Source organism: Paludibaculum fermentans (assembly GCF_015277775.1).
GTDB classification, from domain to species: domain Bacteria; phylum Acidobacteriota; class Terriglobia; order Bryobacterales; family Bryobacteraceae; genus Paludibaculum; species Paludibaculum fermentans.
Window position 1 is genome coordinate 623,248 of the sequence record NZ_CP063849.1, and the last position, 26,253, is coordinate 649,500.

The 26,253-nt window shown below is 62.1% G+C and carries 29 protein-coding genes; 22 read left to right on the forward strand and 7 right to left on the reverse strand.

From position 1 onward, the window contains the following. Positions 1-2: 2 nt before the first annotated feature. Genes IRI77_RS02460 through IRI77_RS02475 form a run of 4 tightly spaced genes read right to left on the reverse strand, consistent with a single transcriptional unit; the run spans position 3 to position 3,934 of the window. Complete coding sequence (locus tag IRI77_RS02460; protein ID WP_194450505.1) at positions 3-275, reverse strand: FliM/FliN family flagellar motor C-terminal domain-containing protein; 273 nt, start codon at positions 273-275, stop codon at positions 3-5. A gap of 3 nt (positions 276-278) precedes the next feature. Further along, the gene (locus IRI77_RS02465) at positions 279-1,529 is read right to left on the reverse strand and encodes a flagellar hook protein FlgE (protein WP_194450506.1); all 1,251 of its coding nucleotides are present in this window, start codon (positions 1,527-1,529) and stop codon (positions 279-281) included. A gap of 9 nt (positions 1,530-1,538) precedes the next feature. Continuing rightward, positions 1,539-1,853, reverse strand: coding sequence for a flagellar hook assembly protein FlgD (locus IRI77_RS02470; protein ID WP_194450507.1), 315 nt, complete (start codon positions 1,851-1,853; stop codon positions 1,539-1,541). A gap of 2 nt (positions 1,854-1,855) precedes the next feature. Beyond that, complete coding sequence (locus IRI77_RS02475; RefSeq protein WP_194450508.1) at positions 1,856-3,934, reverse strand: hypothetical protein; 2,079 nt, start codon at positions 3,932-3,934, stop codon at positions 1,856-1,858. 222 nt (positions 3,935-4,156) lie between these two features. Between IRI77_RS02475 and IRI77_RS02480 the strand changes: the two genes are divergently transcribed. From IRI77_RS02480 to IRI77_RS02505, 6 genes are all read left to right on the forward strand, one after another. Then, the gene (locus tag IRI77_RS02480; RefSeq protein WP_194450509.1) at positions 4,157-4,897 is read left to right on the forward strand and encodes a flagellar hook-basal body protein; all 741 of its coding nucleotides are present in this window, start codon (positions 4,157-4,159) and stop codon (positions 4,895-4,897) included. Between the two features lie 12 nt (positions 4,898-4,909). After that, positions 4,910-5,704, forward strand: coding sequence for a flagellar basal-body rod protein FlgG (gene flgG, locus IRI77_RS02485; RefSeq protein WP_194450510.1), 795 nt, complete (start codon positions 4,910-4,912; stop codon positions 5,702-5,704). After that, a complete protein-coding gene (flgA, locus tag IRI77_RS02490; protein WP_194450511.1) occupies positions 5,701-6,618 on the forward strand; it encodes a flagellar basal body P-ring formation chaperone FlgA in 918 nt (305 codons plus the stop codon). Before flgG ends, flgA begins: the two co-directional genes overlap by 4 nt. 29 nt (positions 6,619-6,647) lie before the next feature. Next, positions 6,648-7,307: a flagellar basal body L-ring protein FlgH gene (locus IRI77_RS02495; protein WP_228486809.1), complete on the forward strand. Its 660-nt coding sequence runs from the start codon at positions 6,648-6,650 to the stop codon at positions 7,305-7,307. A gap of 145 nt (positions 7,308-7,452) precedes the next feature. Beyond that, positions 7,453-8,553 (forward strand): flagellar basal body P-ring protein FlgI, encoded by a 1,101-nt coding sequence (locus IRI77_RS02500; protein ID WP_194450513.1) that lies wholly within the window; start codon positions 7,453-7,455, stop codon positions 8,551-8,553. 1 nt (position 8,554) lies between these two features. Beyond that, the gene (locus IRI77_RS02505) at positions 8,555-8,932 is read left to right on the forward strand and encodes a hypothetical protein (protein ID WP_194450514.1); all 378 of its coding nucleotides are present in this window, start codon (positions 8,555-8,557) and stop codon (positions 8,930-8,932) included. Here the strand turns inward: IRI77_RS02505 and fliS are convergent. After that, positions 8,868-9,332: a flagellar export chaperone FliS gene (gene fliS, locus IRI77_RS02510; RefSeq protein WP_194450515.1), complete on the reverse strand. Its 465-nt coding sequence runs from the start codon at positions 9,330-9,332 to the stop codon at positions 8,868-8,870. The genes IRI77_RS02505 and fliS overlap by 65 nt on opposite strands. A gap of 95 nt (positions 9,333-9,427) precedes the next feature. Between fliS and IRI77_RS02515 the strand changes: the two genes are divergently transcribed. The 11 genes from IRI77_RS02515 to IRI77_RS02565 all read left to right on the forward strand — a co-directional run bounded on the left by IRI77_RS02515 (position 9,428) and on the right by IRI77_RS02565 (position 19,315). After that, positions 9,428-10,762 (forward strand): sigma-54 interaction domain-containing protein, encoded by a 1,335-nt coding sequence (locus IRI77_RS02515; protein WP_194450516.1) that lies wholly within the window; start codon positions 9,428-9,430, stop codon positions 10,760-10,762. A 14-nt stretch (positions 10,763-10,776) separates the two neighbouring features. Next, a complete protein-coding gene (flhA, locus tag IRI77_RS02520) occupies positions 10,777-12,888 on the forward strand; it encodes a flagellar biosynthesis protein FlhA (protein ID WP_194450517.1) in 2,112 nt (703 codons plus the stop codon). A gap of 4 nt (positions 12,889-12,892) precedes the next feature. Next, positions 12,893-14,212 (forward strand): flagellar biosynthesis protein FlhF, encoded by a 1,320-nt coding sequence (locus tag IRI77_RS02525; protein WP_194450518.1) that lies wholly within the window; start codon positions 12,893-12,895, stop codon positions 14,210-14,212. 16 nt (positions 14,213-14,228) lie between these two features. Beyond that, positions 14,229-14,996, forward strand: coding sequence for a sigma-70 family RNA polymerase sigma factor (locus IRI77_RS02530; RefSeq protein WP_194450519.1), 768 nt, complete (start codon positions 14,229-14,231; stop codon positions 14,994-14,996). Position 14,997: 1 nt separating this feature from the next. Beyond that, positions 14,998-15,378 carry a FliM/FliN family flagellar motor switch protein gene (locus IRI77_RS02535; protein ID WP_194450520.1) on the forward strand — a complete coding sequence of 127 codons (381 nt, stop codon included), beginning with the start codon at positions 14,998-15,000 and terminating at the stop codon, positions 15,376-15,378. After that, positions 15,375-15,821, forward strand: a complete 447-nt coding sequence (locus tag IRI77_RS02540) for a hypothetical protein (protein ID WP_194450521.1) — start codon at positions 15,375-15,377, stop codon at positions 15,819-15,821. Before IRI77_RS02535 ends, IRI77_RS02540 begins: the two co-directional genes overlap by 4 nt. A 61-nt stretch (positions 15,822-15,882) precedes the next feature. Then, positions 15,883-16,182 (forward strand): hypothetical protein, encoded by a 300-nt coding sequence (locus IRI77_RS02545; RefSeq protein ID WP_194450522.1) that lies wholly within the window; start codon positions 15,883-15,885, stop codon positions 16,180-16,182. Further along, positions 16,179-16,544 (forward strand): hypothetical protein, encoded by a 366-nt coding sequence (locus IRI77_RS02550; protein ID WP_194450523.1) that lies wholly within the window; start codon positions 16,179-16,181, stop codon positions 16,542-16,544. The genes IRI77_RS02545 and IRI77_RS02550 overlap by 4 nt, the downstream gene beginning before the upstream one ends. Before the next feature lie 16 nt (positions 16,545-16,560). Continuing rightward, positions 16,561-17,973: a flagellar hook-associated protein FlgK gene (gene flgK, locus IRI77_RS02555; protein WP_194450524.1), complete on the forward strand. Its 1,413-nt coding sequence runs from the start codon at positions 16,561-16,563 to the stop codon at positions 17,971-17,973. A 12-nt stretch (positions 17,974-17,985) separates the two neighbouring features. Next, positions 17,986-18,885, forward strand: a complete 900-nt coding sequence (locus IRI77_RS02560; RefSeq protein WP_194450525.1) for a flagellin — start codon at positions 17,986-17,988, stop codon at positions 18,883-18,885. 70 nt (positions 18,886-18,955) lie between these two features. Further along, positions 18,956-19,315: a hypothetical protein gene (locus IRI77_RS02565; protein WP_194450526.1), complete on the forward strand. Its 360-nt coding sequence runs from the start codon at positions 18,956-18,958 to the stop codon at positions 19,313-19,315. Here IRI77_RS02565 and IRI77_RS02570 read toward each other — a convergent pair. Next, on the reverse strand, positions 19,252-20,178 hold the full coding sequence (locus IRI77_RS02570) for a FliM/FliN family flagellar motor switch protein (protein WP_194450527.1): 927 nt from the start codon (positions 20,176-20,178) through the stop codon (positions 19,252-19,254). The two genes, IRI77_RS02565 and IRI77_RS02570, sit on opposite strands and share 64 nt — an antisense overlap. 97 nt (positions 20,179-20,275) lie before the next feature. Between IRI77_RS02570 and IRI77_RS02575 the strand changes: the two genes are divergently transcribed. The 4 genes from IRI77_RS02575 (at position 20,276) to IRI77_RS02590 (ending at position 23,892) form a co-directional block, all read left to right on the forward strand. Continuing rightward, a complete protein-coding gene (locus IRI77_RS02575) occupies positions 20,276-20,530 on the forward strand; it encodes a flagellar FlbD family protein (protein WP_194450528.1) in 255 nt (84 codons plus the stop codon). Beyond that, positions 20,517-21,392 (forward strand): flagellar motor protein, encoded by an 876-nt coding sequence (locus IRI77_RS02580; protein ID WP_194450529.1) that lies wholly within the window; start codon positions 20,517-20,519, stop codon positions 21,390-21,392. The genes IRI77_RS02575 and IRI77_RS02580 overlap by 14 nt, the downstream gene beginning before the upstream one ends. Positions 21,393-21,404: 12 nt before the next feature. Further along, entirely contained in the window at positions 21,405-22,229 is an 825-nt protein-coding gene (locus IRI77_RS02585) for a flagellar motor protein MotB (protein WP_194450530.1), read from the forward strand. A gap of 835 nt (positions 22,230-23,064) precedes the next feature. After that, positions 23,065-23,892 (forward strand): flagellin N-terminal helical domain-containing protein, encoded by an 828-nt coding sequence (locus IRI77_RS02590; protein WP_194450531.1) that lies wholly within the window; start codon positions 23,065-23,067, stop codon positions 23,890-23,892. A 366-nt stretch (positions 23,893-24,258) separates the two neighbouring features. On the opposite strand, the gene IRI77_RS02595 is transcribed toward IRI77_RS02590, so the two are convergent. Next, complete coding sequence (locus IRI77_RS02595) at positions 24,259-24,624, reverse strand: hypothetical protein (protein ID WP_194450532.1); 366 nt, start codon at positions 24,622-24,624, stop codon at positions 24,259-24,261. A gap of 159 nt (positions 24,625-24,783) precedes the next feature. On the opposite strand from IRI77_RS02595, the gene IRI77_RS02600 reads away from it, so the two are divergent. Next, a complete protein-coding gene (locus tag IRI77_RS02600) occupies positions 24,784-25,611 on the forward strand; it encodes a flagellin N-terminal helical domain-containing protein (protein WP_194450533.1) in 828 nt (275 codons plus the stop codon). The last annotated feature ends 642 nt before the right edge of the window (positions 25,612-26,253 follow it).

The following is a 26,253-nucleotide window of genomic DNA, read 5'->3' on the forward strand; positions in this document are numbered from 1 at the left end:
GATTAGCGTTTGCCTCTGGGGTTGGCGTTGTTGACGATGCGCACGGCGAATTTGCCGCCGCTTTGGGCGAGCTCGGCGGAGGCCAGCCGGCGGCCTCCGGAGCACAGTTCGATGGAGCTGCGTGGTCCGCTGGTGAGACGGAGCACGGTGCCGGGGCGAAGAGCGACAATCTCGCGCAGGCTCATATCGCGATGGGGCGCGGTGGCCTCCATTTCGATGGAGAGGGCGTGCATGAGATTGGCCGGCATTTGCTTTTCGTGATCCCGGTTTGCCATGGCTTACCTCTTCAGGCTGAGGATTTCCTGGCTGAGTTCATCACCGGCGGTGACGACGCGGGCGTTGGCCTGGTAGCTGCGCTGGTAGATGATGATGTTGGTCAGCTCCTTGGCCATGTCGACGTTGGAGCTTTCCAGGGCGCTGGCGGTGATGCCGCCGCGCGTACCTGTGCCGGCTTCGCCGTAGCTGACCGGGCCGGAGGCGGGCGTCGTCGAGTAGTTATTGTTGCCGACGGCCACCAGCGAATCGGGGTTCTGGATGCTGGCGAGCGCAATCACCGCCACCAGTTTGCTGGTGCCGTTCGAGTACTTGGCCATCACCTGGCCGCCATCGGCCATCACGACCTGCGTGAGCTGGGCGGCCGTGGAGCCGTCACCGGAGTTCGAATTGACGGCGGAAGCCTGGCCGTACTGCGTCAGTTCCGGGTTGCCGGCCGTATCAAAGAGCTGCCAGTTGACCGTCTGGCCGTTAGCGCCGTTGCTGAAGGCGGGAATCGTCACAGCAACATTGGCGGTGGGCGCGGTGAGCTTGCCGGCGGTGTCGAAGGTCAGGGTGCCTTTGGCCAGCGAACTGGGCGTGCCGGCCGTACCGCCGGTGACTTCGCCGCCGTCGATGGTGAGGTCATACGACCAGTTGTTCGCCGAGGTCTTGGTGAACGAGGCCGTGACCGTGTGGCTGGCGCCCAGCGAGTCGACCACCTGCACGGGGGCGGTGAAGCTGCCGTTGGCCGCGCCGACAGTGCCCAGCGCGTTGAGGTTCAGGTTCAAGCCAAAGAAGGAGGAGGGGACGGGCGCATTGGCGGAGCCGGGAGGAATGGTGATGTTCGTCGGCACGCCGCCCGGCGTGGCGACACCGTTGGTGGCCATCCAGCCCTGGATCTTCTCGCCGGTGGCGCTGATCAGGTTACCGGTGGAGTCGAGCTTGAAGTTGCCGGCGCGCGTGTAATACGTGTTGCCGTCGGAGGCCTTCACCGTGAAGAAGCCGTTGCCCGAGATGGCGGCGTCCAGCAGTCCACCGGTCACCTGCACGGAGCCCTGTGTGAACTGGCGCGTGGTGATGGGGGCGCCGATGCCATTGCCATTGGCCGTGGTGGCGGAGTTCAGGCCCATCGTCTGCGTGACCATCTCCTCGAAGGACACCGTGCCGGCCTTGTAGCCGCTGGTGTTGAGGTTGGCCAGGTTGTGCCCGGTCACATCGATTGCCGTGTTGTTAGCGTTGAGCGCCGTGAGCGCGGTGTTGAACATGTTGAGCATGGTGGATCCTCAGTTTCCTGTCGTTTTGGAGTCGCTGCCGGTGTAGGTGTCGGTCGCCGAGGCGGAGGCCGTGGCGGTGGTGTTCAGTTGGGTGAGCTGGTCGTTGATCTGAGTCAACTGCTCGAGCTGGCTGAACTGGGCCAGTTGGCCCATGAAAGCGGAACTGTCCTGGGGCTCCAGAGGGTTCTGGTTCTTGATCTGGGCCACCAGGAGTTGCAGAAATACGTTTTCGTTGGCGAGATTGCCAGTGCTCGACGTCGAGTTGGACGCCGTGGACGTGCTGTCGGCGCCCCATTGAGAGGTGTTGGAATTGGTGACCTGCATGATCAGTTTCCCTCCTTGTTCTGTTTTCGGCCGTGCTGCAACCATTCACGCCATTCGTGCGACGGTTGCCGCTTCTCGCGGTCCTGCCCGTGGGCCGGACCATCCTGTTGAGCGTTGCCCTGGGCAAAGGAACCGGACTGACGGTTGTCCGTCGAGGTGGTTCTCACCGGGGCGGAAGTTGTTTCGATGTGATTGGCGGGCTGGGGCTGGAAGTCGGCCTTGAAGCCGGAGTCTTCCAGACCGCGCAGAAGCTGGGGCAGATTGGCCTGCATCGACTGGCTGAGGGCGGCGTCGGGTGTCTGGACCGTAATCTGGACACCGCTGGACTGCTGCACCAGGCGCAGCGTGGCGACCGGGTTCGATTCCTGCCCGATGGGGATCGTGATGGAATGCACCGAGCCGCGGACGGCGGCTTGCGCTGTCTGGAGCGCTTCGATCCGCTGCGTCATTTCCACGCCGGCGGCGGGGCGGAGGGCTTCCTGTCTGACCGGAGACTCCGCAGTCTGGACGCGGGGCCCTTCCTGGGCGGCGATGGTGGGTTGGGTTGGTTTGGACGGCACTGCTTTCTCGGTGCGTTCTTCAGGGGTGCGGACGGCGGGCGCGGGTTCGGCGGACTTCGAGGCCGCCATGCGCGTGGGTGCCGGGATAGCGGCCGGATCCGGCTGAATCGGAGCGTCCGGCACGGTGGCGGGCTGGGGCGTCGATTTCGATGCCGCCTGTGGTTGTGCGGCCGGCTGCTCCGTGTTGGTTTCACTCGAGGCCTGGGCGAAGGAGTAGGCTTCCCCTGTTCCGGTCCGCGGTGTGGTCTGCGATGGCGCGGACTCCAGCCGGACCGTGTCGAAGGCGCGCCGGTTGATGGCGTCGGATTCGGCGGTCTTCAGCAGGGACAGTAAGGCGCCCGGCTCGCGAGGCGAAGTCGCGGGCGGCGGATCCATTACCTCGGCGGGCAGGACGGTGAGCATGCCCTGCAGCGCGGTGTGCATCTGCGTCGCGGCTCCGGCGGGGGTGACTGCCTGAGCGGCGGGCACGGCGGGCTCGGGTTCCACAGGACCGGCCACGTCGAAGGAACCGGTGGTTTCCGGCGGTGCCTGGGCCGTTAGCGCAGCTTGCGCCAACAGGGATGACGAGGACTGTGAACCGGGCCGAGCGGTTTGTGCAGCGTCACTGCGCTGGGGCGCGGGCGACTGTTGCTGCGTTTGGGGAGCGGAGATTTCTTCAAAGGTCTGGCTTTCGGTATTGGCTGCCGCAACGGAAGCGGCGGCGGACCCTGCGACGGGTCTGGTTGAGGAGATTTGTGCCGGCTGGCTCGGCGGCTGCACTTCCAGGACGGAGCCGCTTGGCTCCGGCTGTACGGCCACCGGAGCCGCGACGGCTGGTGTGGGCGCCGGCTGCATCAATAAGATGGCCGCGCCTGGGGCTTCCGGTTCCGGCTCGGGCGGGGGTTGCGGGATGCGGCTCGACGCCTTGCGCGCGGAGGGGTCCACTGCCTGCTGCTTCTGTGGTTCTACCTGGAAGGGAACCGGTTGTTCCGGGCTTGCTTGGGCTCCCGCGGCGGCTGTATTCGATGCTACAGGCTGCGGCTGTCCGGTTATTGCAGACAGGATTGGCGCGGCGGGCTCCGGTTGCTCCAGGCGAAATGCCTTGGATGCCCGCGTTTCCGCCGGCGCGGCCCGTTCAACGAGTCCCTGCGGCAGGGAAAGCACCGGGTTTTGCTGGGCAGGAGCCTCGTTTTCGGAGGGCGCTTTAATCTTTACGGTGCCGTCCTCGAGCGTTTGATCCGAAGCAAGGCGTCCACCTGTTTGCGGGTAGAGGCAGATGGGCCTCTCGCTTTGCCCGATCAGCAGGGAGCGGCCCGAAAGAGGCAGGGAAGTCGGCTGCGGGGTGCCGGCGGATTGCCCGGGCTGGCTTGCCAGGGCGGGCGTAACCACAACGGATTCAGTGGGATCCTGTGCGCCGAGAATGGCGAGGAAGGAAGCGCCGTCTGTACCGGCCGGCTGCACCTGAGCGGCAGGCAGACCAGCCGCGGCGGCTGGGGACACTACCTGCGTGTCGAAGATGCCGGCGGCTAGGGTGCAGTTCATTCCTGTCCATGAATTGCACTTTGCGCGCCATCTCAAAAAGCCTTGAAAAATGGCGGATCTGGACAGGCCAGGCGTCAGAGAACCGACGGTGACGGCAGAATTCTGCCGTCGACATTAAAGGGTGCTTATCGATTCAGCCCTGTTGTCGAGGGAATCGGCGGCGATTTGAGGAAAAAGTACACGGGGGCGTTTGGCATCCGCCGTGCAGTATCCATGTTCGTCATGGATAAGCTGTCAATCTTGGCGGCCAGCGGTCTGCGCGGCCGGTTGGAAGCGCTGGACGTGTTAGCCAATAACCTGGCGAACTCGGCCACCAGCGGCTTCAAAGCGGATAACGAGCTGTACAGCACCTATGCCGGCGAGGCGTCTGAGTCGATGATGGGCGGCGTAATGTCGGCGCTGCCCGACGTCAAAGGCCGGTGGACGAACTTTCAACAAGGCACATTGGAACTGACCGGGAATCCGCAGGATGTAGCCATCGCTGGTCAGGGATTCTTCACAGTTAAGTCGCCCACCGGACCGCTATATTCGCGCGATGGCCATATGAAGGTTGCCAAGGACGGTTCGCTGACGAACGCCGACGGCTACCCGATGCTGGACTCGAGCGGCAAGGGCATCACGCTGGTGGCTTCACAGGCCTTTGAAGTGGCGACCAATGGCCAGGTCCGCCAGGGCGGGCAGGCCGTGGGGCAGTTGGCGGTGGTCAAGTTCGATAAACCGGATGCCCTGGAAAAGACCGGCTACTCCTACTTCAAGGCCAATGAAACGACTGGTAAGCCTGTGCCGGCCACGGATGCCGACATTCACCAGGGCAAGATCGAGGCGTCGAATGTGGCGCCGGCGGAATCCGCCGTCCGGTTGGTTTCGCTCATGCGGCAGGCTGAGTTCCTGCAGCGGGCCATCACGATGGGGGCGGACATGAGCAAGCGGGCGATTGAAGATGTCGGCCGTGTCGGGAGCTAGAGGAGAAGAAGAATGATCCGTGCACTATTCAGCGCTGCCAGCGGCATGACCGCGCAACAGCTCAATGTGGACAACATCGCCCACAATCTGGCGAACGCGAATACAGCCGGTTACAAGACGCGGCGCGCACAGTTCCAGGACCTTCTCTACCAGAGCATGATCCAGCCGGGCGCTTCGGCCGGACAGCAGACGTCGATTCCTACTGGACTTCAGCTGGGCCTCGGTACGCGCGCGTCTTCCAATGAGATCCTGTTCACGCAAGGCAACTTTGCGGCGACCGAGAATCCCATGGATGTCGTCATCCAGGGCCGCGGCTTCTTCCAGGTGCGCACGACGAACGGCGAACTGGCGTATACGCGAGCCGGCTCGTTCCATACGGATCGCGACGGCAACATGGTGACCTCGGACGGCGATCCGCTGGAACCGCAGATCACGATCCCTTCCGACGCGCAGTCCATTACCATCGCTCCGGACGGCACCGTGAGCTACAAGCAGCCGAATCAAACCGCTTCCCAGATCGCCGGGCAACTACAGTTAGCGTTGTTCGCCAATCCGGCCGGCCTGGATGGCCTCGGCAAGAACCTATATAAGCCGACCGACGCCTCGGGCGACCCGCAGGTGGGTCAACCGGGCGGGCAGGAAGGCATCGGCGCGCTGTTGCAGGGCTACACCGAGCAATCGAACGTCAGCGTGGTGGAAGAGTTCATCAACCTGATCGTGAGCCAGCGCGCGTACGAAGCCAATTCCAAGGTGGTGAAAGCCGCCGACGAGATGTACCAACAGGTCAACAATCTCTCAACCAGATGATCACCGCGCTCCTTCTTAGTGTGGTGTTGGGTGCTCCGGAGAGCTGCGCCATTGTCGACGGCAGCCGCATCGAGATGCGGCATCTCCGGAGCTTCCTCCAGACGGGTGTGGAAATCCCCAACGAGAGCGTGTTCGGAGCCGCACCGCAGCCTGGGGTTCGCAGAACGGTCAGTGCCGGGGAGTTGGTGCGTTGGGCGAAGGCGCATGGGGCGGAGAATCCGGTCGCGCGCGACGCCTGCTTTGAGTGGGCCACTCGCCAAGTGACTGAAAACGAAGCAACGGAAGCCATGCAGGCGAGCCTGGAGCTGGGTACTGAACTGAAGATTTTAGAGTTGAGCCGTTTTAATGTACCGGCTGGTAAAGTATATTTTCCACGCGCCAGTCTTCGTGAACCAAGCTTAATTTTGCAGGGTCAACCTATTATATGGTTTGGGTACGTACAGTACTCACAGAACCAAAGAGCGAAGATTTGGGCCAAAGTAATTCTAAGTGTTTCTTCATCTAAAGTGACGACACTGTCTGATGTAAAGGCCGGCGAGACCATCAAATCAGAACAAATTAGTCAGGATAAGATTAAGGGATTTCCATATTTGCGCCAGCGGGACCTGACGACGGCGGACTTCGTGGGGAAGACGGCTCGCCGCAGCCTGCGGTCGGGCACCGTCCTGACGGATTCCGACGTGGTTGTCGACCCCGATGTGAAGAAGGGCGATGTAGTGGAAGTGGAAGCGCGCATCGGCCAGGGCGTCCTGCGGACACAGGCCGTGGCGGAGGCCTCGGGCCGGATTGGCGAGCGCATCCTGCTGCGCAACGCAGAGAGCGGAAAAGTGATGCGGGCCACGCTGGTGAGCGGGAACAAAGCCGTGGTGATTCCGGGGTTGATGCCGGTGGGCACGAAAGGACCAAATCGATGAGAACCGCAGTAGCCTGGGGCTTGGCGCTGGTGTTGTTCGCGGCGGGCGCGCCGGCCAAAGACAAGAAGAAGCCGAGCGTCGCCGTCGTGCCCGAGATTGACCGCTATCGCGAGGAAGTTCAGCGTTCTCAACGGTCTATGGAGGCCCAGCCCGGTTCATTGTGGACGCCGACGGCGCGTCTGCTGGACGCTGGCGCCGACCTGCGTGCGTCTCACACCGGCGACATCCTGACCATTGTCGTGCAGGAAGACGCCTCGGCCGTGGCGAAAGGAACTACGAAGACTTCGCGCAGCTCCGCGATCAAAGCGGGCGTGCCTTCGGTGGCCGGAATCAGCACTCCAGCCTTGACCGGTTTGGCGCAGGCGAGCATGGATCACAGCCTGAACGGCGACGGCGCGACCAGCCGGGAAAACTCACTGCGCGCCACCCTGACGGCGCGCGTCAGCGAGGTGCTGCCGAACGGCAACATGATCGTGGAGGGCTCGAAGTCGATCACCGTCAACTCGGAGACACAGGTGGTGACCCTGCGTGGCGTGGCGCGGCCGTTTGATATAAGCACCAGTAATATGATTGAGTCCAGCCGCCTGGGCCTATTAGAAATAAAAGTTAATGGAAAAGGCGTGGTGAACGATGTCATTCGCCGCCCCAACTTCATTTACCGGCTCTTGTTGGGCATCCTTCCTTTTTAGCCGAAGGATAGCTCAAACTTTCCCAAAAATCTTTTTCGGACCTACAGACCTAGGCTATCCCGTCGATATACCACTTGTACGCCCGAATAGTCCGTGGTCTGGACTGGGCTGTACATGTAGTCGACGGATGCCGTTTGGAGGATGAATGAGCAGAAGGCTGCTGAGCCTTGGATTCTGCCTATTCGCGGTTCTTGCCCAATCTCTGCTGGCAGGCACGCGGATCAAGGACTTCGCGTCCATCGAAGGCGTACGCGACAACCAACTGATCGGGTATGGCGTCGTTGTTGGCTTGAATCAGACCGGTGACCGCCGCCAGACGGTCTTCTCCACGCAAACCCTCACCAACATGCTGCAGAAGATGGGCGTTCAGATCTCGCCCACTTCGATCCGCGTCAACAACACGGCTTCCGTCATGGTGACGGCCACGCTGCCGCCGTTCGCGCAGCCAGGCACCAAAGTGGACCTGACGGTCGCCGCGATCGGCGATGCCTCAAACCTGCAGGGCGGTCTGCTGCTGATCACCAATCTTAGGAGCGCGGACGGGCAGCCGTACGCGATGGGCCAGGGTGCGGTGGTGACCGGTGGTTTTGTGGCGGGTGGCGGCGGTACGAAACAGACCACGAATCACCCCACGGTAGGACGCGTTCCCAATGGGGGGACGGTCGAAAAGGCTCCGCCTTCCGTGTCGCCCAAGACCGAGATCAAGCTTCAACTGCACCGCAGCGACTTCAGCAGCGCGAATCGCGTCACGGAAGCCATCAACAAGAAGTTTGGCGGCGAGGATGTGGCGGTTTCGGAGAATTCTGGACTGGTGCGGGTGAAGATCCCGGCCGCGTTCATCTCCAATCCCGTCAGCTTCATCGCCCAGCTCGAGACCATTCAGGTGGAAACCGATGCCGTCTCGAAGGTCGTGATCAACGAGCGCACGGGCACCATCATCATGGGCAAACAGGTGAAGGTGAGCCCGGTGGCCATCATGCACGGCAATCTCTCGATTCAGATCGAGACGACGATGGAGGTGAGCCAGCCGGCTCCCTTCTCACAAGGCCAGACGCAGGTAGTGCCCCAGACGGGCGTGGGTGTGAAGGAAGAAAAGGCGCGCAACCTGATGCTGAAGGACGGCGCGACCGTAGAGGAGTTGGTGAAGGGATTGTCCGCCATCGGATCGACGGCGCGTGACATCATCGCCATCTTACAGAGCCTGCAGGCGGCTGGCGCCCTGGAAGCGGAGATTGAGGTCATTTAATATGAATGTCACTTCACCCAGCCTCGACACCAGCGCTCTCTCTTCCGCGGCCTCAACGTTTGATGGAGCACGCAAGGCCGACGACCCCAAGAAGATTCGTGACTCCGCCCAGCAGTTCGAGTCCCTGCTGATTGGCCAGATTTTGAAAGAAGTATCCGCCGCCGCTCAATCCTCGGGACTGGGCGAGGAGGACGCGGCGTCCGGTTCGATGATGGAGATGGCACAGGAGCATCTCGCCCAGGCAATTGCTACCCGGGGCGGGTTTGGCCTGACTGCCATGGTGATGCGCGGCCTGGAGGCAAAACCCTCCACTGCTACAAAGTCCACGAACGGAGGGCCGGAGCAGCTTCCGGTTGCAGCATCATATGATCGCCCGTGACGCTTTCGTAATCGTGGGCGCTGACAGCGGGGCGGGTGGCTTCTCTCCAACCGTCCAGCATGTTCAACAGGATGCGCTCTACTTCGATCAGTCCTGCTTCCGTGCCGAAGCGATGGGCTTCGGTGAGTTTCAGGCTGGAGTATTCGTAGAGCCGCTGCAAATTGATTGCGATCTCGCCGCCCTTTTTGGTGTCGAGCGAGTGGTTCAGTTCGTTGATGATCGCTTGAACTCTGGAGATCGCCTGCCCGCGTTCCACGACTTCGCCGGCGCGAAGGTGGAATTGCGCGGAGGCCATATGTTCCAGCGCCTTCTCGTACAGGATCTCGATGAGGCCAGCTGGAGTCGCGGAGAGCACTCTGCTCTCGATGTATTCGCTATCGGTTCCGACGAAGTTTCTCACTGCGTATGCTTTGTCGACGATCCCGGCCTCCGTTTGAGGGCTTTTGTTCCCTCGGCGCCGGAGATTACTCGAAATATCACAGGAGCACAGGCTCAATGACTGGGAAGATGTACTGCGTGATCGACGAGCTCGCTCACGCCACCGATGACATGTTGCGCATGGTACAGCCTGGAGACACAATCCAGCGGTTCCAGCGGCTGGAAGATGCCGTCAACACGGCAGTGCGGGAAGACGGCTCGCAATTCCTGATCCACTGGCCGTACCTCGACTGGACAGAGACCCGCCTGCGGGGCCAGTTGCTGAACCTTGCGCGCTCGATCAATATCTCCATTTACGATCCTCACGAACTGATTGCGGAACACGAGCAGTGGCAGGCGGCCAATATTCACGTGTTTGGCCGTGGCGGCCAGACTCAAACCCCGGCTCGGGCTGCCGGCGATCCCTGGGCGGGCTGGCGGCGCTGGCTGATCGGCGAGAGCGACACGATGCGGAAGATCGTGGAAATGATCCGCATTGTGGCCGACCGGCGGACCACGGTCCTCTTATTGGGCGAGACGGGCACGGGCAAAGAAGCGGCGGCGCGGGCGATTCACGAAGCCAGCGGGCGGCGCGACCAGGAACTGGTTCCGGTGAATTGCGCGGCCATTCCGGAATCCTTAATAGAAGCCGAGCTGTTTGGCCACGCCAAGGGCGCCTACACGGGTGCGATCGGCGCGCGGGCCGGCTATTTTGAACGCGCCCACCGCGGCACGCTGCTGCTGGACGAAATCGGCGAGATGCCGCTGGCGCTGCAGGGTAAACTGCTGCGCGTGCTGCAGGAGCGCGAGATCCAGCGGGTTGGTGGTGGGGAAACAGTACCGGTGGATTGCCGCATCATCGCGGCCTCGAACGTCGACCTGGCGGAAGAGGCGCGCTTGAAGCGATTCCGTTCCGACCTGTTTTACCGGCTGAGCGTCGTCGTACTCCGGCTGCCTGCCCTGCGCGAACGGCGCGAGGATATTCCGGTGCTGGTGGATCACTTCATTGAACGGATCTGCAAGGCCGAGAATCTGGCGCGCTGCCGGGTGACCCCGGATGCGTTGCGGCGGCTGGCCGATTGCGACTGGCCGGGCAATGTGCGGCAACTGGAACACGCGGTGGAATCGGCCGTGGTGATGTCGGACGGCAGAACCGTTCTGACCGCCTACGACTTCCCCATTGATGTGCCCTTGAATCATGTGGCTCCGGCGCCTCCGGCCAGCGGCAGCTTCCCGGTTCTGCCCGAAACGGGCCTGGACATGGAAGAGACGGTCCGCCGGTTGGAGATGCACCTGCTGTCCGAGGCCCTGGGACGGGCCAATGGGAACAAAGCCCGCGCGGCCGACCTGCTGGGGCTGAAACGGACCACCTTGTTATATAAGGCTCGCAGCCTCGGCTTCGCGATCGCCTAGACCAGAAACAACTCATGGCTAACGACTCCACCAGCACGCCAGCCGTGGCGCCCACCCGGGCTATGCTCCGCCATGCGGAGTGGACCGACATGGCAGTACCCGTCGCGGTGCTTTGCATTGTCGTCGCGCTGGTGACTCCGCTGCCCTCGGTGGTGCTCGACTTCCTGCTGGTGCTGGACATCATGACCTCAGTGATCGTGCTGATGGTCGCGATGTACATCCGCAAGGCGGTGGAGTTTAGTATCTTTCCCAGCGCACTGCTGTTGTTGACCCTCTCCCGGCTGGCGTTGAACATCTCGGCTTCGCGGCTGATCCTGTTGAACGGCAATTCGGGCGCGTCGGCGGCCGGCCATGTGATTGAAGCGTTTGGGACTTTCGTCGTCGGCGGCAACTACGTGATCGGCACGGTGATCTTCCTGGTGCTGATCGCCATTCAATATGTCGTGATCAACCACGGTGCGGTGCGCATCTCGGAGGTCACGGCTCGTTTCACGTTGGACGCCTTGCCGGGCAAGCAGATGTCGATCGACGCGGACATGAATGCCGGGTTGATCACAGAGCAGGAAGCCCGCACGCGCCGCAAGCAACTGGCGGCGGAAGCGGAGTTCTACGGGGCCATGGACGGCGCGTCACGGTTTACGCAACGCGACGCGGTGGCCAGCATCCTCATTACCGGTATCAATATCATTGCCGGGTTCCTGATCGGCGTGTTGCAGCATGGCATGGACCTGAAGCACGCGCTGGAAACCTACACCATCCTGACTATTGGCGAAGGCCTGGTCTCGGTGATTCCGGCGCTGATGATCTCAATTTCGGGCGGTTTGATCGTCACCCGTTCCAGTTCGGAGCAACGGCTGGGCGCCGAGGTGAGCCAGCAGATGTTCTCGAACGCGCAGCCGCTGCTGTTGTCGAGCGGAGTCCTGGCGGTGCTGGGCATGTTCCCCGGCTTGCCGGCCCTGCCCTTTTTCGCGGCGAGCGCGGGCATCGGGTATGCCGGATGGCGGATCCGTCAAAAAGCTGACGCTTCGGCGGCGTTGGTGGCTCCGGTGAAGAAGGAATCGGCGCAAGTGAATGTGGAGTCGCTGCTTAAGGTGGAACCGCTGGCGCTGGATGTCGGGCTGGGGTTGGTGCAACTGGTGGAGGGCGGGAGTGAATCGCCGCTGTTGCTAAGGATCACGGCGCTGCGCCGGCAACTGGCCGGACAGAGCGGCTACCTGCTGCCGCCGTTGAAGGTGAGCGACAACCTGTCACTGCGTTCGCGCGAGTACAGGGTGATGCTGCGCGGAGCGGAAATCGCGCGTTATGAGTTACTTGCCGGGCATTCGCTGGCCATTCCGGGCGTCAATGCGCAGCCGCTGAGAGAGGGTAAGGCGACCCGCGATCCGGCGTTTGGACAGACGGCCTTCTGGATCGCCGCGGGCCTGTCCGACCAGGCGCGGGCGGCCGGCTACACCGTGGTGGATGCGGTCAGCATCATCGGTGCGCACCTGGCGGAACTGATCCGGAAGTACGCGTGTGAACTCTTCAGCCGGCAGGATGCGAAGAACTATTGCGACCGTGTGGCGCAGGAGCATCCCAAGGTGGTCGAGGATTTGGTCCCCAAACTGCTATCACTCTCAGTGATTCAGAAGGTTCTGCAGAATCTGTTGCGCGAGAGGGTCCCTGTCCGCGACTCGGTTCTCATCCTGGAAGCCATGAGCGAAGCGGCGGTGACGACGAAGAACCCGATCCTGTTGACCGAGTTCGTGCGGCAGGCCATCCGCCGGGTCCTGGTGGAACCTTACTTGAATTCCGACAGGGCGTTGGAGGTCTTCCTGCTGGCGCCTGAGACGGAGCATCTGATCGAAAAGGCCATCGAACACCACGAGACCACCAGCAGCCTGGCCTTGGCGCCGACGCGCATCAGGGAAGTGGTGGAAGAGGTCCGGCGGCGGGTAGGCTCAGGCGACAACAGCGCCGTGCTGTTGACCTCGACGAGCGTACGGTATTTTGTCCGGCAGATTCTAGAGCAGTACATGCCGGGGGTCGCGGTGCTATCGCACGGCGAGATTCCGGCGGAGGTGAGAATCCATGTCAGCGGTCATCCCGGGGCGACTGCCCAGCTGGAAGCAAAGGCAGGAGCGTGAAGCGATGAAGTCGAAGTCGTTTTTTGCGGACAGGGTCCATGATGCGATGCTCGCGGCGCGGGCGGAACTCGGATCCGATGCTGTGCTTCTCAGCAGCCATCGTACGCCCGCGGAAGTCCGGCACCTCGGTGAATTCGAAGTCGTTTGCGGTTATACGGAAAAGCCGGCGGCGCTGGAATTGAGCGCCCCGCCGGCGGCCCGGCGCACCATTCCGACGGTCACGGTACAGGATGTGCCTGTCGTGCAGGAGCGGCTGGCACCGGTTGCGCCGCGGCAGGCCCGCCCGATGGCGACGCCGCTGGCGCGGAACGGGCGCATGGCCCTGGCCGGCCGTGCCGCCAAGGTGGAGTGGCGGCGCATCCGGCGCAGCCTCACCGAACAGGGCTTTCCCGGCGCTGTGGCGACCGATATCACCCGCGCGGTGTACCGCCGGCTGACAGGCGAAGAGGCCCCGGATGTCGAATTCGAACTGTTGATCGATCCTGAGACGGCGCGAGCCCAGGCGCAGATGCACAGCGAACTGGCTTCGATTCTGCCCCTGCTGGACCTTGAGTCGGTGGCGGTGCTGCGGAACCGGGCCGAAGCGGCGGAAGACGCGATGGCCGAGCTGGAAGAGCAGAACGTGATGGATGCGCCCGATGCGGCGGCGGCCGACGAGGCCCTGGCGCAGGAGCTGGCCCATCGCCTGCCGATGCTGCGTACGGGCGGCCAGAGCGTGGTTCCGGCCGGGCACGTGGTCGCGTTGATCGGACCGGCTGGCGCTGGTAAGTCATTGACAGCGGCCAAGATCGCGATGACCGCGATCGCTGAGCGGGAACGGCCGGTACGCATCGTCAGCGTCAGCGGCCGGGCGGCCGGCGCCAGTGCGCGGCTGGCGGCGCTGGCGGCCATCCTCGAGGTGCCTTTCCAGAGCATCGAATCGCCTGAGGAGCTGGGTCCGTCGCTGACGGAACAGATGGAAGGCGAGCTGGTGATCGTGGACACCCCGGGCTTCTCGCGGCGCGAGGAAGAGACGACGCGGCGCTGGGCGCGGGAGCTCTCGTGCTCAGAGATCGCCCACATCAGCCTGGTCCTATCGGCGACGACCAAACCTGCCGATCTATTTGCCACGGCACGGCAATTCAGTCTGTTTCATCCCGACAGTTTGACGTTCACGCATGGGGACTGTACGTCGGAGGCCGGGTCATGCCTGGCGCTCGCGATCTCGGCCCGCATGCCGGTGGCGTACTGGAGCGAAGGACAGGAGATTCCCGAAGATCTCGGCGTGCCCCAAGCGGACGAATTTGTCCGGAAAACTATGCCAGCCCTGTCGGCGGCGGTGTAGGTGAGTGGAGGCGAAGATGGCATCCTCTCAATTCACAGCGTACGAAAGTGAAGTGGCCTCGGCTACTTCCTCCCGCGAAACGTTGATCTTAGAACACTTGCCTCTGGTACGGTGGATTGCCCATCGCATTCACGAGCGTCTGCCGCGCGAGTTTGCCCTGGACGACCTGATCTCGACGGGCATCCTGGGGTTGATCGCGGCGATCGACAGTTACGATCCGATCCACAACGTCAAGCTTTCCACCTTTGCCAGTTACCGGATCCGCGGCGCGATCATGGACAGCATCCGCGGCATCGACGGCATCGCTCCGCATCACCGCAAGGTGGTGAAGCAGGTGCAGGCGGCGATCGGGAAACTGGAGCAGCGGCTGCAGCGGCCGCCGAGCGAAGACGAGATCGCGGCCGAACTGGGCATGGAGCTGGAAGAGTACCAGCAGACGCTGGTGCAGACGCGAGGCGTCTCCATCGGCAGCCTGGACGCGGCTCCGGTCAATACGGACAAGATGACCTTCCTGTGTTTCTTCGCGGATCGCGAAGACCAGGAGCCCGGCCGCATTCTGGAACGGGCTGAACTCAAAAAGGTGATCGCCGAGGGTATTTCGCGCATGCCGATGGCGGAGCGCCAGGTGCTGGCCCTGTACTACCAGGAGGGCCTGAACCTGAAAGAGATTGCGTCCATCATGAACCTGCATTACAGCCGGATTTCGCAACTGAAAACGCAGGCGATCCTGAGGTTGAAGACGCTGATGGACAAGAAATGGCCGACGCCGCGAGGGGACATCTGACATGACACCCACCGGTCAAGCGCTCGATGGACAGATAGCACCGGCGACTGTGCCGGGACTTTGGGAGAACGAGGTGGAGCCTTTGCTGGACCTGGATTTGCCGGTGAGCGTGCGATTTGGGAAGGTGCGGATGCCGTTGTCCCAGGCACTCGAACTGGGCGACGGATCGATTGTGGAACTGGACTCGCGCGTAGACGATCCGGTGGAAGTGCTGGTGCACGGCAAAGTCGTGGCGCTGGGGCAGCTTGTCGTGGTCGACGGCTACTACGGCGTGGAAGTGACGTCGCTGGCGGGCAATGGGACGGCGCGGGTGCCCTTGGAAGCCGTTCTGAATGCCGGCAGCGGTGAGGCGGACCGGGAAGAGGAGATGGTGCAGGAATGACACGCTTTTTCGGGTTGGTGACCGTGCGGCGCAGAAAGCCCGGCACGGAAGACGAAGCCGTCGTGGAGCGTACAGAATCGCGGGCGGAAGATTCGGCTCGGCCTCTGGGCCTGAGCCTGGCGCCCGGACTGTCCGTGCTGCCCGAGATCTCCCGGATGGCGGCCGAGGAATTGAAGCGGAAGACCGAAGCCCAGCCGGAACCGGTGGCGGCTCGTCCGGCGCCGGCCGAAGTGCCTGAGAAGGTGGTTCGGGCGGAGAAGCCGGCGCGGCCCGAGACCCGCTGGGAGCGTGCCGTCCGCCTGCGGGAGTTGGGGATGCGCGAAGAGCGTATCGCCGCGGACCTGGGTGTGCTGCCTTCGGATTTGCGCCTGCGCTGGAAGCTGGAAAGCCTGCGCGCAGAGCGGCCGGTGGCGGCCGGCGCCCGGCTGCGAATGAATTCCTAAAAGAGGCTTCAGAAATTGCGACAGTAGGAATGCACTTCACGAGAATTGAGGGGAGCATCACATGAAAGTCGAAAACAGACCGTTACAAAACACGAGCTCCGGCAAAGTGCAGACGTTGACGTCCTCCGGCAAATCTTTGACGGGTAGAGCCGAAAGTAGCGTGGAGACTACTGGATCGCTGGTGGATCAGATCAACGTCGGCGGGCAGCAGGTACTACTGGCGAAAGCGCGGGAAGCGGGCTCGGTCGCATCGCCGGAACGGTTGCAAGAGCTGTCCGATCTTGTTGCGTCGGGTAAGTATTCGCCTGATCCAGAAGCCGTTAGTGAATCCATTATCAACGACTTGGAGCAAGGTGGATGACTAAGCGTGTGCCGGGAGCCAGTTTCAGCGAGACCACCGGAATCGAGCCTGCCCTGGAGGCGGAGGTAGGAGAGATTCGCCGGTTGCTGGTGGAGTCTTCGTTGGAATCGCTGGGACTGGCCTCCGGATTGCTGGAAAACCTTACGAGGGAGATCCAGCACGCTGTGGAAAACGGAAATATCTACCGAGAAGCGGACTTGCGAGTACTACTGCGCGAGTTGAACTGTTTGCGTGAGCTCACCGATCAGGGCGCAATTCTGACGGCCGGCTATCTGCAGACGCTGCTGGGCCCGGCCATGGACTGCTTCGGCGGTCAGGCCGACCTCGAATCAAGAACCTCACGCATTCACGTCCAGGCCTGAGGCGGAGCGAAGCATTATGTCAGGCCTGCTATCCTCACTGCAGACGTCCGCGCAGGCATTGCGCGTGCTGGATCGCCAGATGGCGACGACCCAGAATAACGTCAACAACTCCCAAACCCCAGGCTATGTGAAGCAGACCGCCAGCACGGCGGCGATGCCGTTTGACCTGAGCGCGGGACTGACGGGCGGCGTGACGAGCCTGCCTGAACAGTCCAGCCGTAATCAGTTCGCGGAGCAGAGCGTACGCGGGTCGGTTTCCGATTCGGGATCCCAGGACATTCAAAGCCAAATGCTGTCCATGCTGGAAGGCGTGCTGCCGGCCGATACCACCAAGGGTGTCGGCGCCGCGCTGACGAAGCTATGGGACAGCTTCTCGTCGTGGAGCACGTCGCCCAACTCCGCTACGCAGCGCGATGCGGTACTGAATGCCGCCAAGAATCTGGCGTCGGCCTTCAACCAGGCGGCCGGCCAGGTGAGCCAACTGCGGCAATCGGCTGACAAGCAGGCGCAGACGTCGGTGACCGCGATCAACCAGTTGACGACGCGCATCGCGGCGTTGAACCTGAAGCTCCAGAAGGATGGGCCGGATGCCGGCGTCGACGCGCAGTTGCACGCCGCGCTGGAGGATCTCTCGGGGCTCACCAATATATCGGTGCTGATGCAGTCCAATGGCACGGCTAACGTGTTGATGGACGGGCAGATCCCGCTGGTGATGGGCTCGGAGAGCAAAGCCCTCAGCGTGAGCATCACGCCGCAGGGGACGAACGCGCCGCCAAAGTTCCAGCTCATGTCGGCCGACGGCCAGGATGTGACGAGCCACGCGACGGGCGGCACGCTGGGCGGGCTGGTGGCGTTCCGGACGGGCCCGATTGCCGAACTCGAAGGCGACGGTACTCAACCGGGCACGCTGAACACATTGGCTTCGAACGTCGCGGATCGGATCAATCAATTGCTGACGTCGGGCTACTCGACGCTGGACCCGACTCCGGTGGCGGGTGTGCCGCTGTTTCAGTACAACTCCGGGCAGAATGCCGCGTCGACGTTGCAGATCGTGTCGGGCTTCCAGTCCAGCGACCTGGCGGCGGCTGACCAGGGCAATCCGCCGTCGGTGAATGGAATTGCGCTGCAGTTGGCGGGCTTGCGGGATTCGAGTGCGGCGGCCGACCAGATCAACGGGCAGACCTACGGGCAGTTCCTGAGCTCCATGACATCGAGGGTTGGCTTCCTTTCGAGCGACGCGACCACCAAGGCCTCCAGCGCGGCCGATGCCGTGGTGCAGGCGCGCAGCCTGCGGGAGCAGATCTCCGGCGTGTCGCTGGATGAAGAGGCGGCCAAGCTGGTGGAATACCAGCGCAGTTACCAGGCCAACGCGAAGATGATCCAGGTCCTCAGCGACCTGACACAGACGCTGTTGAATAGTGTTGCGTAAAGGGACTAGCGAATGACCTCCGGAATAAACGCGAACGGGCAGCGCTTCCTGTTGGACATGAAGCGGATGCAGGAGCGCGGCGACCGCGCGCAGCAGCAGATCTCCAGCACCAAGCGCCTGGTGACGGCATCGGACGACCCGGTGCAACTGGGGTCGATGTTGAGTCTAAAGTCGCAGTTGGCCAAGAGTGTGCAGGGCAGGGCGAACCTGGGCCGGTTCCAGACCGAGGTGGATACGGCGGAGACGTCGTTGCAGCAGGCGGTGAAATTGCTGGATAAGGCCGTCACGCTGGGCGCGCAAGGCTCCAGCAGTGCGGCGCCGGTGGACCGGGCGGCCCTGGCGGTGCAAGTAAAGGGCCTGCTGACTCAGATGGTCGGCATCGCCAACACCAACGTGGACGGGCGGTACATCTTCAGCGGCGGCATGGACCAGAAGGCGCCCTACGCGGTGAACCTGGGTTCCACGAACGGGGTGGATCCAACCAGTCAATTCATACCTGGCCGTGTGGTCCAGGATCCGTCGGGCAACCCCTTGCCGGCGGGTTTGACGGCCGATACTGTTTTCAATGCGGCCGGCAGCGATGGAGTGTTCAAGGCGTTGAACGATTTGCGGATGGCGCTGGAGCAGGATAGCGCCAGCGGTACGCAAACCGCGACGGCCGCATTGGATACGGCCTCAGCCTATTTAAATCAACAGCTTGCGCACTATGGGAATTTGCAGAGCCAGATTACCGATGCCGTGTCGGCGGCGAACAAGTCAGAGCTGACCTGGAAGACGGCCCTGTCGGGTATAGAAGACACGGACATGGCGGCGGCGGCAGTGGAAGTGACCCAGAACAAGACGGCCAGGGAAGCGGCATATGCCGCCGAATCGAGCAGGCCGCGGACGAGTCTTTTCGACTTTCTGAAGTAGCGAAGAATTTTTCCTAAAACTCTTCACTATTCTTTCGATGCAATGGTTAGCAAAGACTTGCGCCACTTCCATGACGAATCGTATACATGATCGCGCGGTAAACCTTCTTGAGGTTTCCCGGAGAAGCTGGACCGGTGCGGCGGGCGCCGCGGCCGGCCTGATGGAGGCAGACGAAGGCACCATGATGGCTCCCGGCAGCTCGATGGAAGAAGAACAGCTGGAACTGCTGGAGGCGATTGCGGCCAGCATGAACGAGTGCTCAGCCTCGGGCACTTACACCGCGTCCTCGAAGATCCGCCACATGGCGATCACGGCGTTGCTGGAACAGGTGTGCGCACCGCAGCAAGTGGAGCGGCCGGTTGCGCGTCAGGAGGACGGTTTCTCGTCCTGGATGCGAAACAACCGCTTGGTGCCGTCCCTCAGGACCTGACCCTTCTTCCGGACCGATTGATTGAAGACGGCTTCGGCCTGGCGGTCGACTTTGGAGTCGAGCACCAGCAGGCTGCCGGGCTTGATCTTGGCCAAGGCTGCCAGCGGCAGGGAATTGCCGCTGAGGATCACTTCCACTTCCACATCGCTGCGCAGTAAGGTATCGCGAATCTGCTGCTTAACGGGGTCGATCTCCTGGTGATTGGCCGTCGTCTGGCCGCCACAACCGGAATCCAGCATTTTCACGATGGCGCGAACCGGCAGCACGATGCGCATGTCGGACTCGCAGAAGCCCAGTTGGATGCGGCAGGCCATCGTCATGAGATCCTCATCGGCGCCGAACACGGAGGCCATCTCCGGTTTGGCGTGGATCTCCTCCAGGATCACGGGGTCTGTAATGGCCCGCTCCCAGCAGATTTGGAACTCGGGGACGAGCTTGGTGAGCAGCGTCTGGAGCAGTTTCACTTCCACGGCCGTCAGGGGACGGGCGGAGGTGTGCTCGCCGGCGGTGCCACCCAGCATGCGCTCGATAATCGACAGTAAGACGCTGTTTCCAAAGAAGATACCAGCACGCAAGTTGTTGCCGGAGTTGAGTACGACGAGTGTGGAGTCCTCTTCGATGCGGGTGAGGCAGCCGGCGGAATCGTCGCGCTCCATCTTTTCCAGCCAAACCCGGATGGGTTGACGCAGCAAGGCGCTGAGGCGGGCGGTGAGCGCGGCGGTGAGGGCCTCGTGCAGAAGTTGAGCCTTCCGCAACTGGTCGGAGCTCAGCTCGTCCAGCACCGGCAAGCCGGCCGGCAGGGTGTATTCGTTCCGTTTAGGGTCAGCTGGATTCTGATAGGCCACGCGCTGTCTCGCTCCCATTCTATCGGCGGAGAATGAGGCCAGGAATAGAGGCTAACTTCCGCTAAAACTCACCGGAACTTCTGCGACAGAAGATCGAAGGTATTTGCGCGCAATCATGATCCGACTCACACGCCTGAACCTGGAACCGATCGTGATCAATTCTGACCTGATCGAGTGCGTCGAGTCGACTCCGGACACGGTGTTGAAGCTGACAAACGGGCAGCGGCTGATGGTTCGGGAATCGCTGGATGAGGTGGTCGCGCGGGTGATTGAGTACAGGCGGGCCATCGCTGCCGCGCCGCCGGCGAGCGGTCGTGGCGGGACGGCGGCCGCCCTGTTCGCGGGAGAGAGCAAGCATGGCTACCGCTGACAACAGCACGGACCAGACGTTAAAGAAACGGCTGGATTTCTCGAGCCTGCTCGGCGCCTCACTGGCGGTCATCAGCCTGGTGGGCGGCCTAATTCTGGAAGGTGGTCATTTCGCGGACATCCGCCAGGCCTCGGCTCTGCTGATCGTGCTGGGCGGGACGCTGGGCGCGGTGCTGCTGAATACGCCACTGGAATTGTTCACGCGCTTGATGCGGCGATTGCCGGAACTCTTTTATTATGTGCCGGATCAGGTGGATCAGCGGATTGAGGACATCGCCCGCCTGGCCCAGAAGGCGCGACGTGAAGGCGTGGTTTCGCTGGAAGATGAGCTGGAGAAGATCCAGGACCCGTTCCTGCGCCGGGCCTTGGAGCTAGGCGTGGACGGGATGGCGCAGCAGGAGTACCGCGAGACGCTGGAACTGGAGATCGAACTGGCTGAACGGCGCGCCGAGGCGGAGGCGCATGTGCTTGAATCCGCAGGTGGTTATGCGCCGACGCTGGGTATCCTGGGGGCCGTGCTGGGCCTGATCCAGGTGATGAAGCACATCGAGAACATCGACCAGGTGGGGCCGGGCATTGCCGTGGCCTTTGTGGCGACTCTCTATGGCGTGGGCTCGGCCAATCTGCTGTTCCTGCCGGCGGCTGGCAAGCTGCGCGCCCGGTCCCGGTCGCAACTGGTGTGCAACGAGATGATCATGGAGGGTGTGGCGGCGGTGATGGACGGTTTGAACCCGAAAATGATCCGCCAGAAGCTCGCCTCGTTCCAGCAGCGGGGTCCGTCCGAGGTGCGGCGCAAGACGGCGAAGTTGAGCGAGACCAACAAGATAGCTCCACCGGCCAGCGTGCCGACGGTGCAGGGATAGGCAGGCCAAGCCATGCGGCGCCGCAGGAAAACAGACCATCCCGTCAGTCATGACCGCTGGCTGATCTCCTACGCCGATTTCATCACCCTACTCTTCGCCCTCTTCGTGGTTATGTTTGCGGCCTCGCAAACGGACAAGACGAAGATGGCCGCCATCCAGGAATCCTACCTCCGGGCTGTGCAGCGAGGCGCCGTGCTGGAGGGCCGCAGCGTGGTGGCGCGCATCCTGGGCGGTACGGTGGATGAAAAGGGCATCGGAAACGCCATGCTGCGCGGGCCTGGGGGCACGAAGAAGGTTCTTCCGGCGGTCACTCCGCAGATTCCGGCCGAGCTGCTGCCTCCCATGAACGCGCTCACCGAGAAACTGTCCAAGGAGATTGCGGCAGGGAAGCTGAAGGTGAGCCTGGGGGCGCGCGGGCTGGTGATCAGCTTCCGGCAGACCGCCCTGTTCAAGTCTGGAGACGATCAGGTCCAGATGGATGCGATCGAGGTCTTCAAGCCGATCGCGGAAGTGCTGCAGTCCCTTCCGAATCATATAGTTGTGGAAGGTCACACGGATTCCGTGCCGATTCACAACTCGCGTTTCCGCAGTAACTGGGAGCTCTCCGCCGCGCGTAGCATCGCCGTGATGGACATGCTGATCACCAAGTTCGGGATCGACCGGACGCGCGTGGCGATCCTTGGCTATGGCGAGAACCAGGCGAATGGCGATAACGAGTCGGAAGAGGGGCGGGCCAAGAACCGCCGTGTCGATCTCGTCATCCAGAACCTGGGTATTGAAGCTTCTGACCTGACCGCCGCCGCCACCCCTGCGCCGTCATCGACGAGCCGCCGCTAGCTCCCGCCTGCCGCCAATCCTCTAAAAACCCTCCTCCCCCGGTCCACTGTCCTTATATACAGACCAGCGCTCGGTTTCGATCCGCGGCCGCAACTCCCCCTAACGCTTTTAGGTCACTGGACCGCAAGGGCCGCTGGGCCTGGCGGGCTTGGCCTGCTGCTGTCCTGTCTGGCCATATCCTCGTGGCCGGGACTCTTTCCTGACCTGGGGGGCATGCTACCGCTGCGGCTACTACTCTGCCTGCGCGCTGCAATGGCACCGGTCGCTTGGACGCCGGTGGCCGGCCAGCCCGACGAGGCCGCTCTTCAAAGTTTTAGTAAAACTTTCCTCTAATCATGTACTGTCTAATTTCCGCTAAATATAGCGTCAGAATTTTGACGGTCCTGGCTAAGTGTCAAAAAACTGACAGCCGGAAGGATAGTCCTGAATGGGCCGGACGGAGTGGGGCAGGGAAGAGACACCTAGGAATGCGGACCGGGGTACCAGTGACCGCACTGAGCCGTGCTGGGTGCCCAGGGCGAGGAAGTTCTTGTAAGTGGCATAGAAACAGTAATTTGCGGGTTGCATGTCCTTGCGGGAAGCTAGTCCTGAGGCTGTGGTAGCCCCCCTGGCGTAGTGGTTCCAACCTAGGGATTCGCTACCTGGTACTGAAGGCGGGGCGAGATCGGGGGGCACAGATATCGCAAGTCTGTGGCCATCTTTGAGGGGAAAGTTTCTGTCAAGTGATTTAATAAAATCATTCAAGGAATCCGGGGTTGTAACGACAACATGAATGTCCTCGGCGAGTTCAACAAGCTGGACCGAGGGATAGTAAAAAAAGAAGGAAGAGAATAAAATGTCGATCTCAATCCAAACCAATAGCGGCAGCCTGATGGCGCTTGACAATCTCCGTGTGAACACCGACTTCCAGTCGAAAACCATCCAGCGCCTGACCTCGGGCTACCGTATCAACGCTTCCGGCGACGATGCCGCCGGCCTGGCAGTGGCCAACAGCTACCGTTCGCAGGTGGCCGAGCTGAACCAGGGCATCCGCAACGCGAACGATGGCCTCAGCCAACTCCAGATCGTAGACGGCGGTTTGAACAACATCACGAAGATGGTGGACCGGCTGCGCACTCTGGCGACCCAGGCCGCTTCCGACACGTTCAAGGGCGACCTTGCCACACTGGACAACGAGTTCAAGGCGATCCGGACAGAAATCGACCGGCAGGCCGCCAACATCGGCTTGGTCACCGGCGGCGCCAATGCGCAGTCTGTCGAAGTCTACGTCGGCGGCGGCAGCAGCCAGACGAATTCGATCGTCACGCTCGACCTGACCACGAGCAGCCTGGTCGACCAGGCCGGTCTCGGGATCGACTCCGACGACCTGCTCTCCAAGGCCGCTGCGAAGACCGCGCTGGACAACCTCACGATCGCCACCGCGACCCTTGGCACCATCCAGGGCCAGGTTGGTAGCAGCCAGAACAAGCTGCAGTATGCCGTGAACCTGGCTTCCTCGCAGTCCACCAACATCTCGGCCGCGGAGTCCCGCATTCGTGATGCTGATGTCGCAGCGGAAGCTTCGAACCTGACCAAGGCGCAGGTCCTGGCGCAGTCCTCCATGGCCGCCCTGGCCCAGGCGAACTCCGCCCCCCAGAACGTCCTGACCCTCCTCCGCCAGTAGTAGGTGCGGGCCGGTCGTTTCCGGTGAGATAAGACCGCCCCGTCCAACTTGCTACGCAGCAGTCGAGAGAAAAGCTGTTGCGGAGTCCTGAAGGTCCAAACACGATAGGCAACGCTTTGCTCTCCGCGCCTGGAATTTGACGAAGGCGCGGATGGGCCGGACGATGCGCGGGACCGAATCAGGGCCGGCAGGTTGGATACGGCCTGAAAGAGCCACGGGGTTGTCTTCCGTACTGAAATCGCAAACCCATTCAGGTTTGTCTGGGAGATCGTCCGCTTGGACGAGGCCGGGCACGGAGTGTGTCCGGAAGGTTGGTAGAACGCGTCAACCGCTTCCCTACGGGCTGGTGACAGCCTTTCAGTACATTTACGGCGAGGAAGTTAAGTGCAGAGGATCCCAGATGGCGCGGCCCTCCAGCCGTTCCAAACCGGCAGTCCGATTGGGGTTGCCGATGACGACGGCCGCGCTCAGGTTCCGGATGATTTCCATATAGCCAGGGTGGGCAACCCGCTCATTCCAGGCTGGGCTTCCTCCAACGTCCTCAACAGATACGGCAAGTGCGTGAATGACGGGCTGGCGTTGTAGGCCGGTTCCCTCGAGCGAGCACTTGATTCCGGGGGGCTGCTGGCCCTGCTTGCCGCGCCCGTCTACCAGGCAGGAGCGGCAGGCGAGTTCCGCCGAAGCGCGTGAGTACTTCCGCGACAGCAGCCAGAAGACCAGCCTGGCAGGCATTCCCAGGCACCCAGTCTGGAATTGGCATCGCATTTGCCAATCTTGACTTGATTTAACTGATTTACTAAAGGATTTCCAGGTGGACACGACAATTCACTCATCCTCAGGCGCTGACCCGGCAGGGACAGGCTGGACCGAGAGGATCACGGGGGTAAGGAATTGGCGATCTCAGTCCAAACGAACACCGGCTCTCTGCTGGCCCTGGATAACTTACGTATGAACACTGATTTTCAGTCCAGGACGATCCAGCGATTGACTTCGGGCTATCGCATCAACGCATCGGGCGACGACGCAGCCGGCTTGGCCGTAGCGAACAGCTACCGCACTGTAGTGGCTGAACTGAACCAGGGCATCCGCAACGCGAACGACGGGTTGAGTCAACTCCAGATCGTGGACGGGGGTCTCAACAATATCTCCAAGATGGTGGACCGTTTGCGCACATTGGCGACCCAGGCCGCCTCGGACACCTTCGTGGGCGATATGAGTAGTCTGAATGACGAATTCAACGCGATTAAGACGGAGATCGACCGTCAGGCCGCCAACATCGGGCTGACCCCGGAGGGCCCGAACGCCAGGAGTTCGGAAGTGTACGTAGGCGGAGGGAATATCCAGGCGAATTCGATAGTGACCCTGGATTTGACCGACACCAGCGTAGTGGATGCCACAGGACTCGGCATCAACGGCGACAACCTCACGAACAAGGCCGCGGCCAAAGCAGCGTTGACACACCTCACCAACGCCACCACAACCCTCGGCGTAATCCAAGGCCAAGTAGGCAGCAGCCAGAACAAGCTGCAGTACGCGCTCAACCTGGCCTCATCACAGGCAACCAACATCGCGGCGGCCGACTCTCGTATCCGGGACGCGGATATTGCGGCGGAGGCCTCGAATCTGACCAAAGCGCAGGTGTTGCAGCAGTCCTCAATGGCGGCGCTGGCACAGGCGAATTCCGCACCGCAGTCGATCCTGACGCTGCTCCGGCAGTAGGGATCGGATGCTCAGCCCGATGGGTCAAACCACCGGCCAGTCCAGACCAGCGGTCCCAAGAGACCGGGTATAGAGACGAGTTTGAGTATCGGAATTGGCGATCGCCGGCGCGAGCTGGTGGGTCACCTTGGGCTTTGACAACTAGTTTGTTTTCGGCTTCGCAGGGGGAATATCCTGCTGGACCCGGATCCTTGGAATGGCCGTTATTGGCACGTGGGTCCGATAGGAGTCTGGCGCGAGTCTCCGCGACATTCTGACGAAGCCTAGGCCGCGGGCCGGTGATCCGGCTCCGCGGCCTAGAACTTTTCCTTGAAAGGAGAACTGTAGACACCTCGGAGAGGGGCATTGTGTGGATGGACGCCTGGCGGGTCCCAGAGATCCGGCGGTGCGGCTATTGTCCATGCTTTCCATAAGTTACAGATGGTTGGCGACGGCCCCGGGCTCGAGTCCGTTCAGCCCTGGGGTGTGTTGCGCCGGCCGGGCGGCGAGCAGGTAGCGGCGGGCGCTTTCCCGAAGCGCTGAGCACTGGCTCGTTGGCCAGAGCGGAACTACTCGTGTGCCGGGCCTCCGGCGCCTGGCGGGTTCCGGTCCGGTTTGGGATTGGTCTGATTCCGGCGAATCAAAGGATGCGTCCGCATCCAA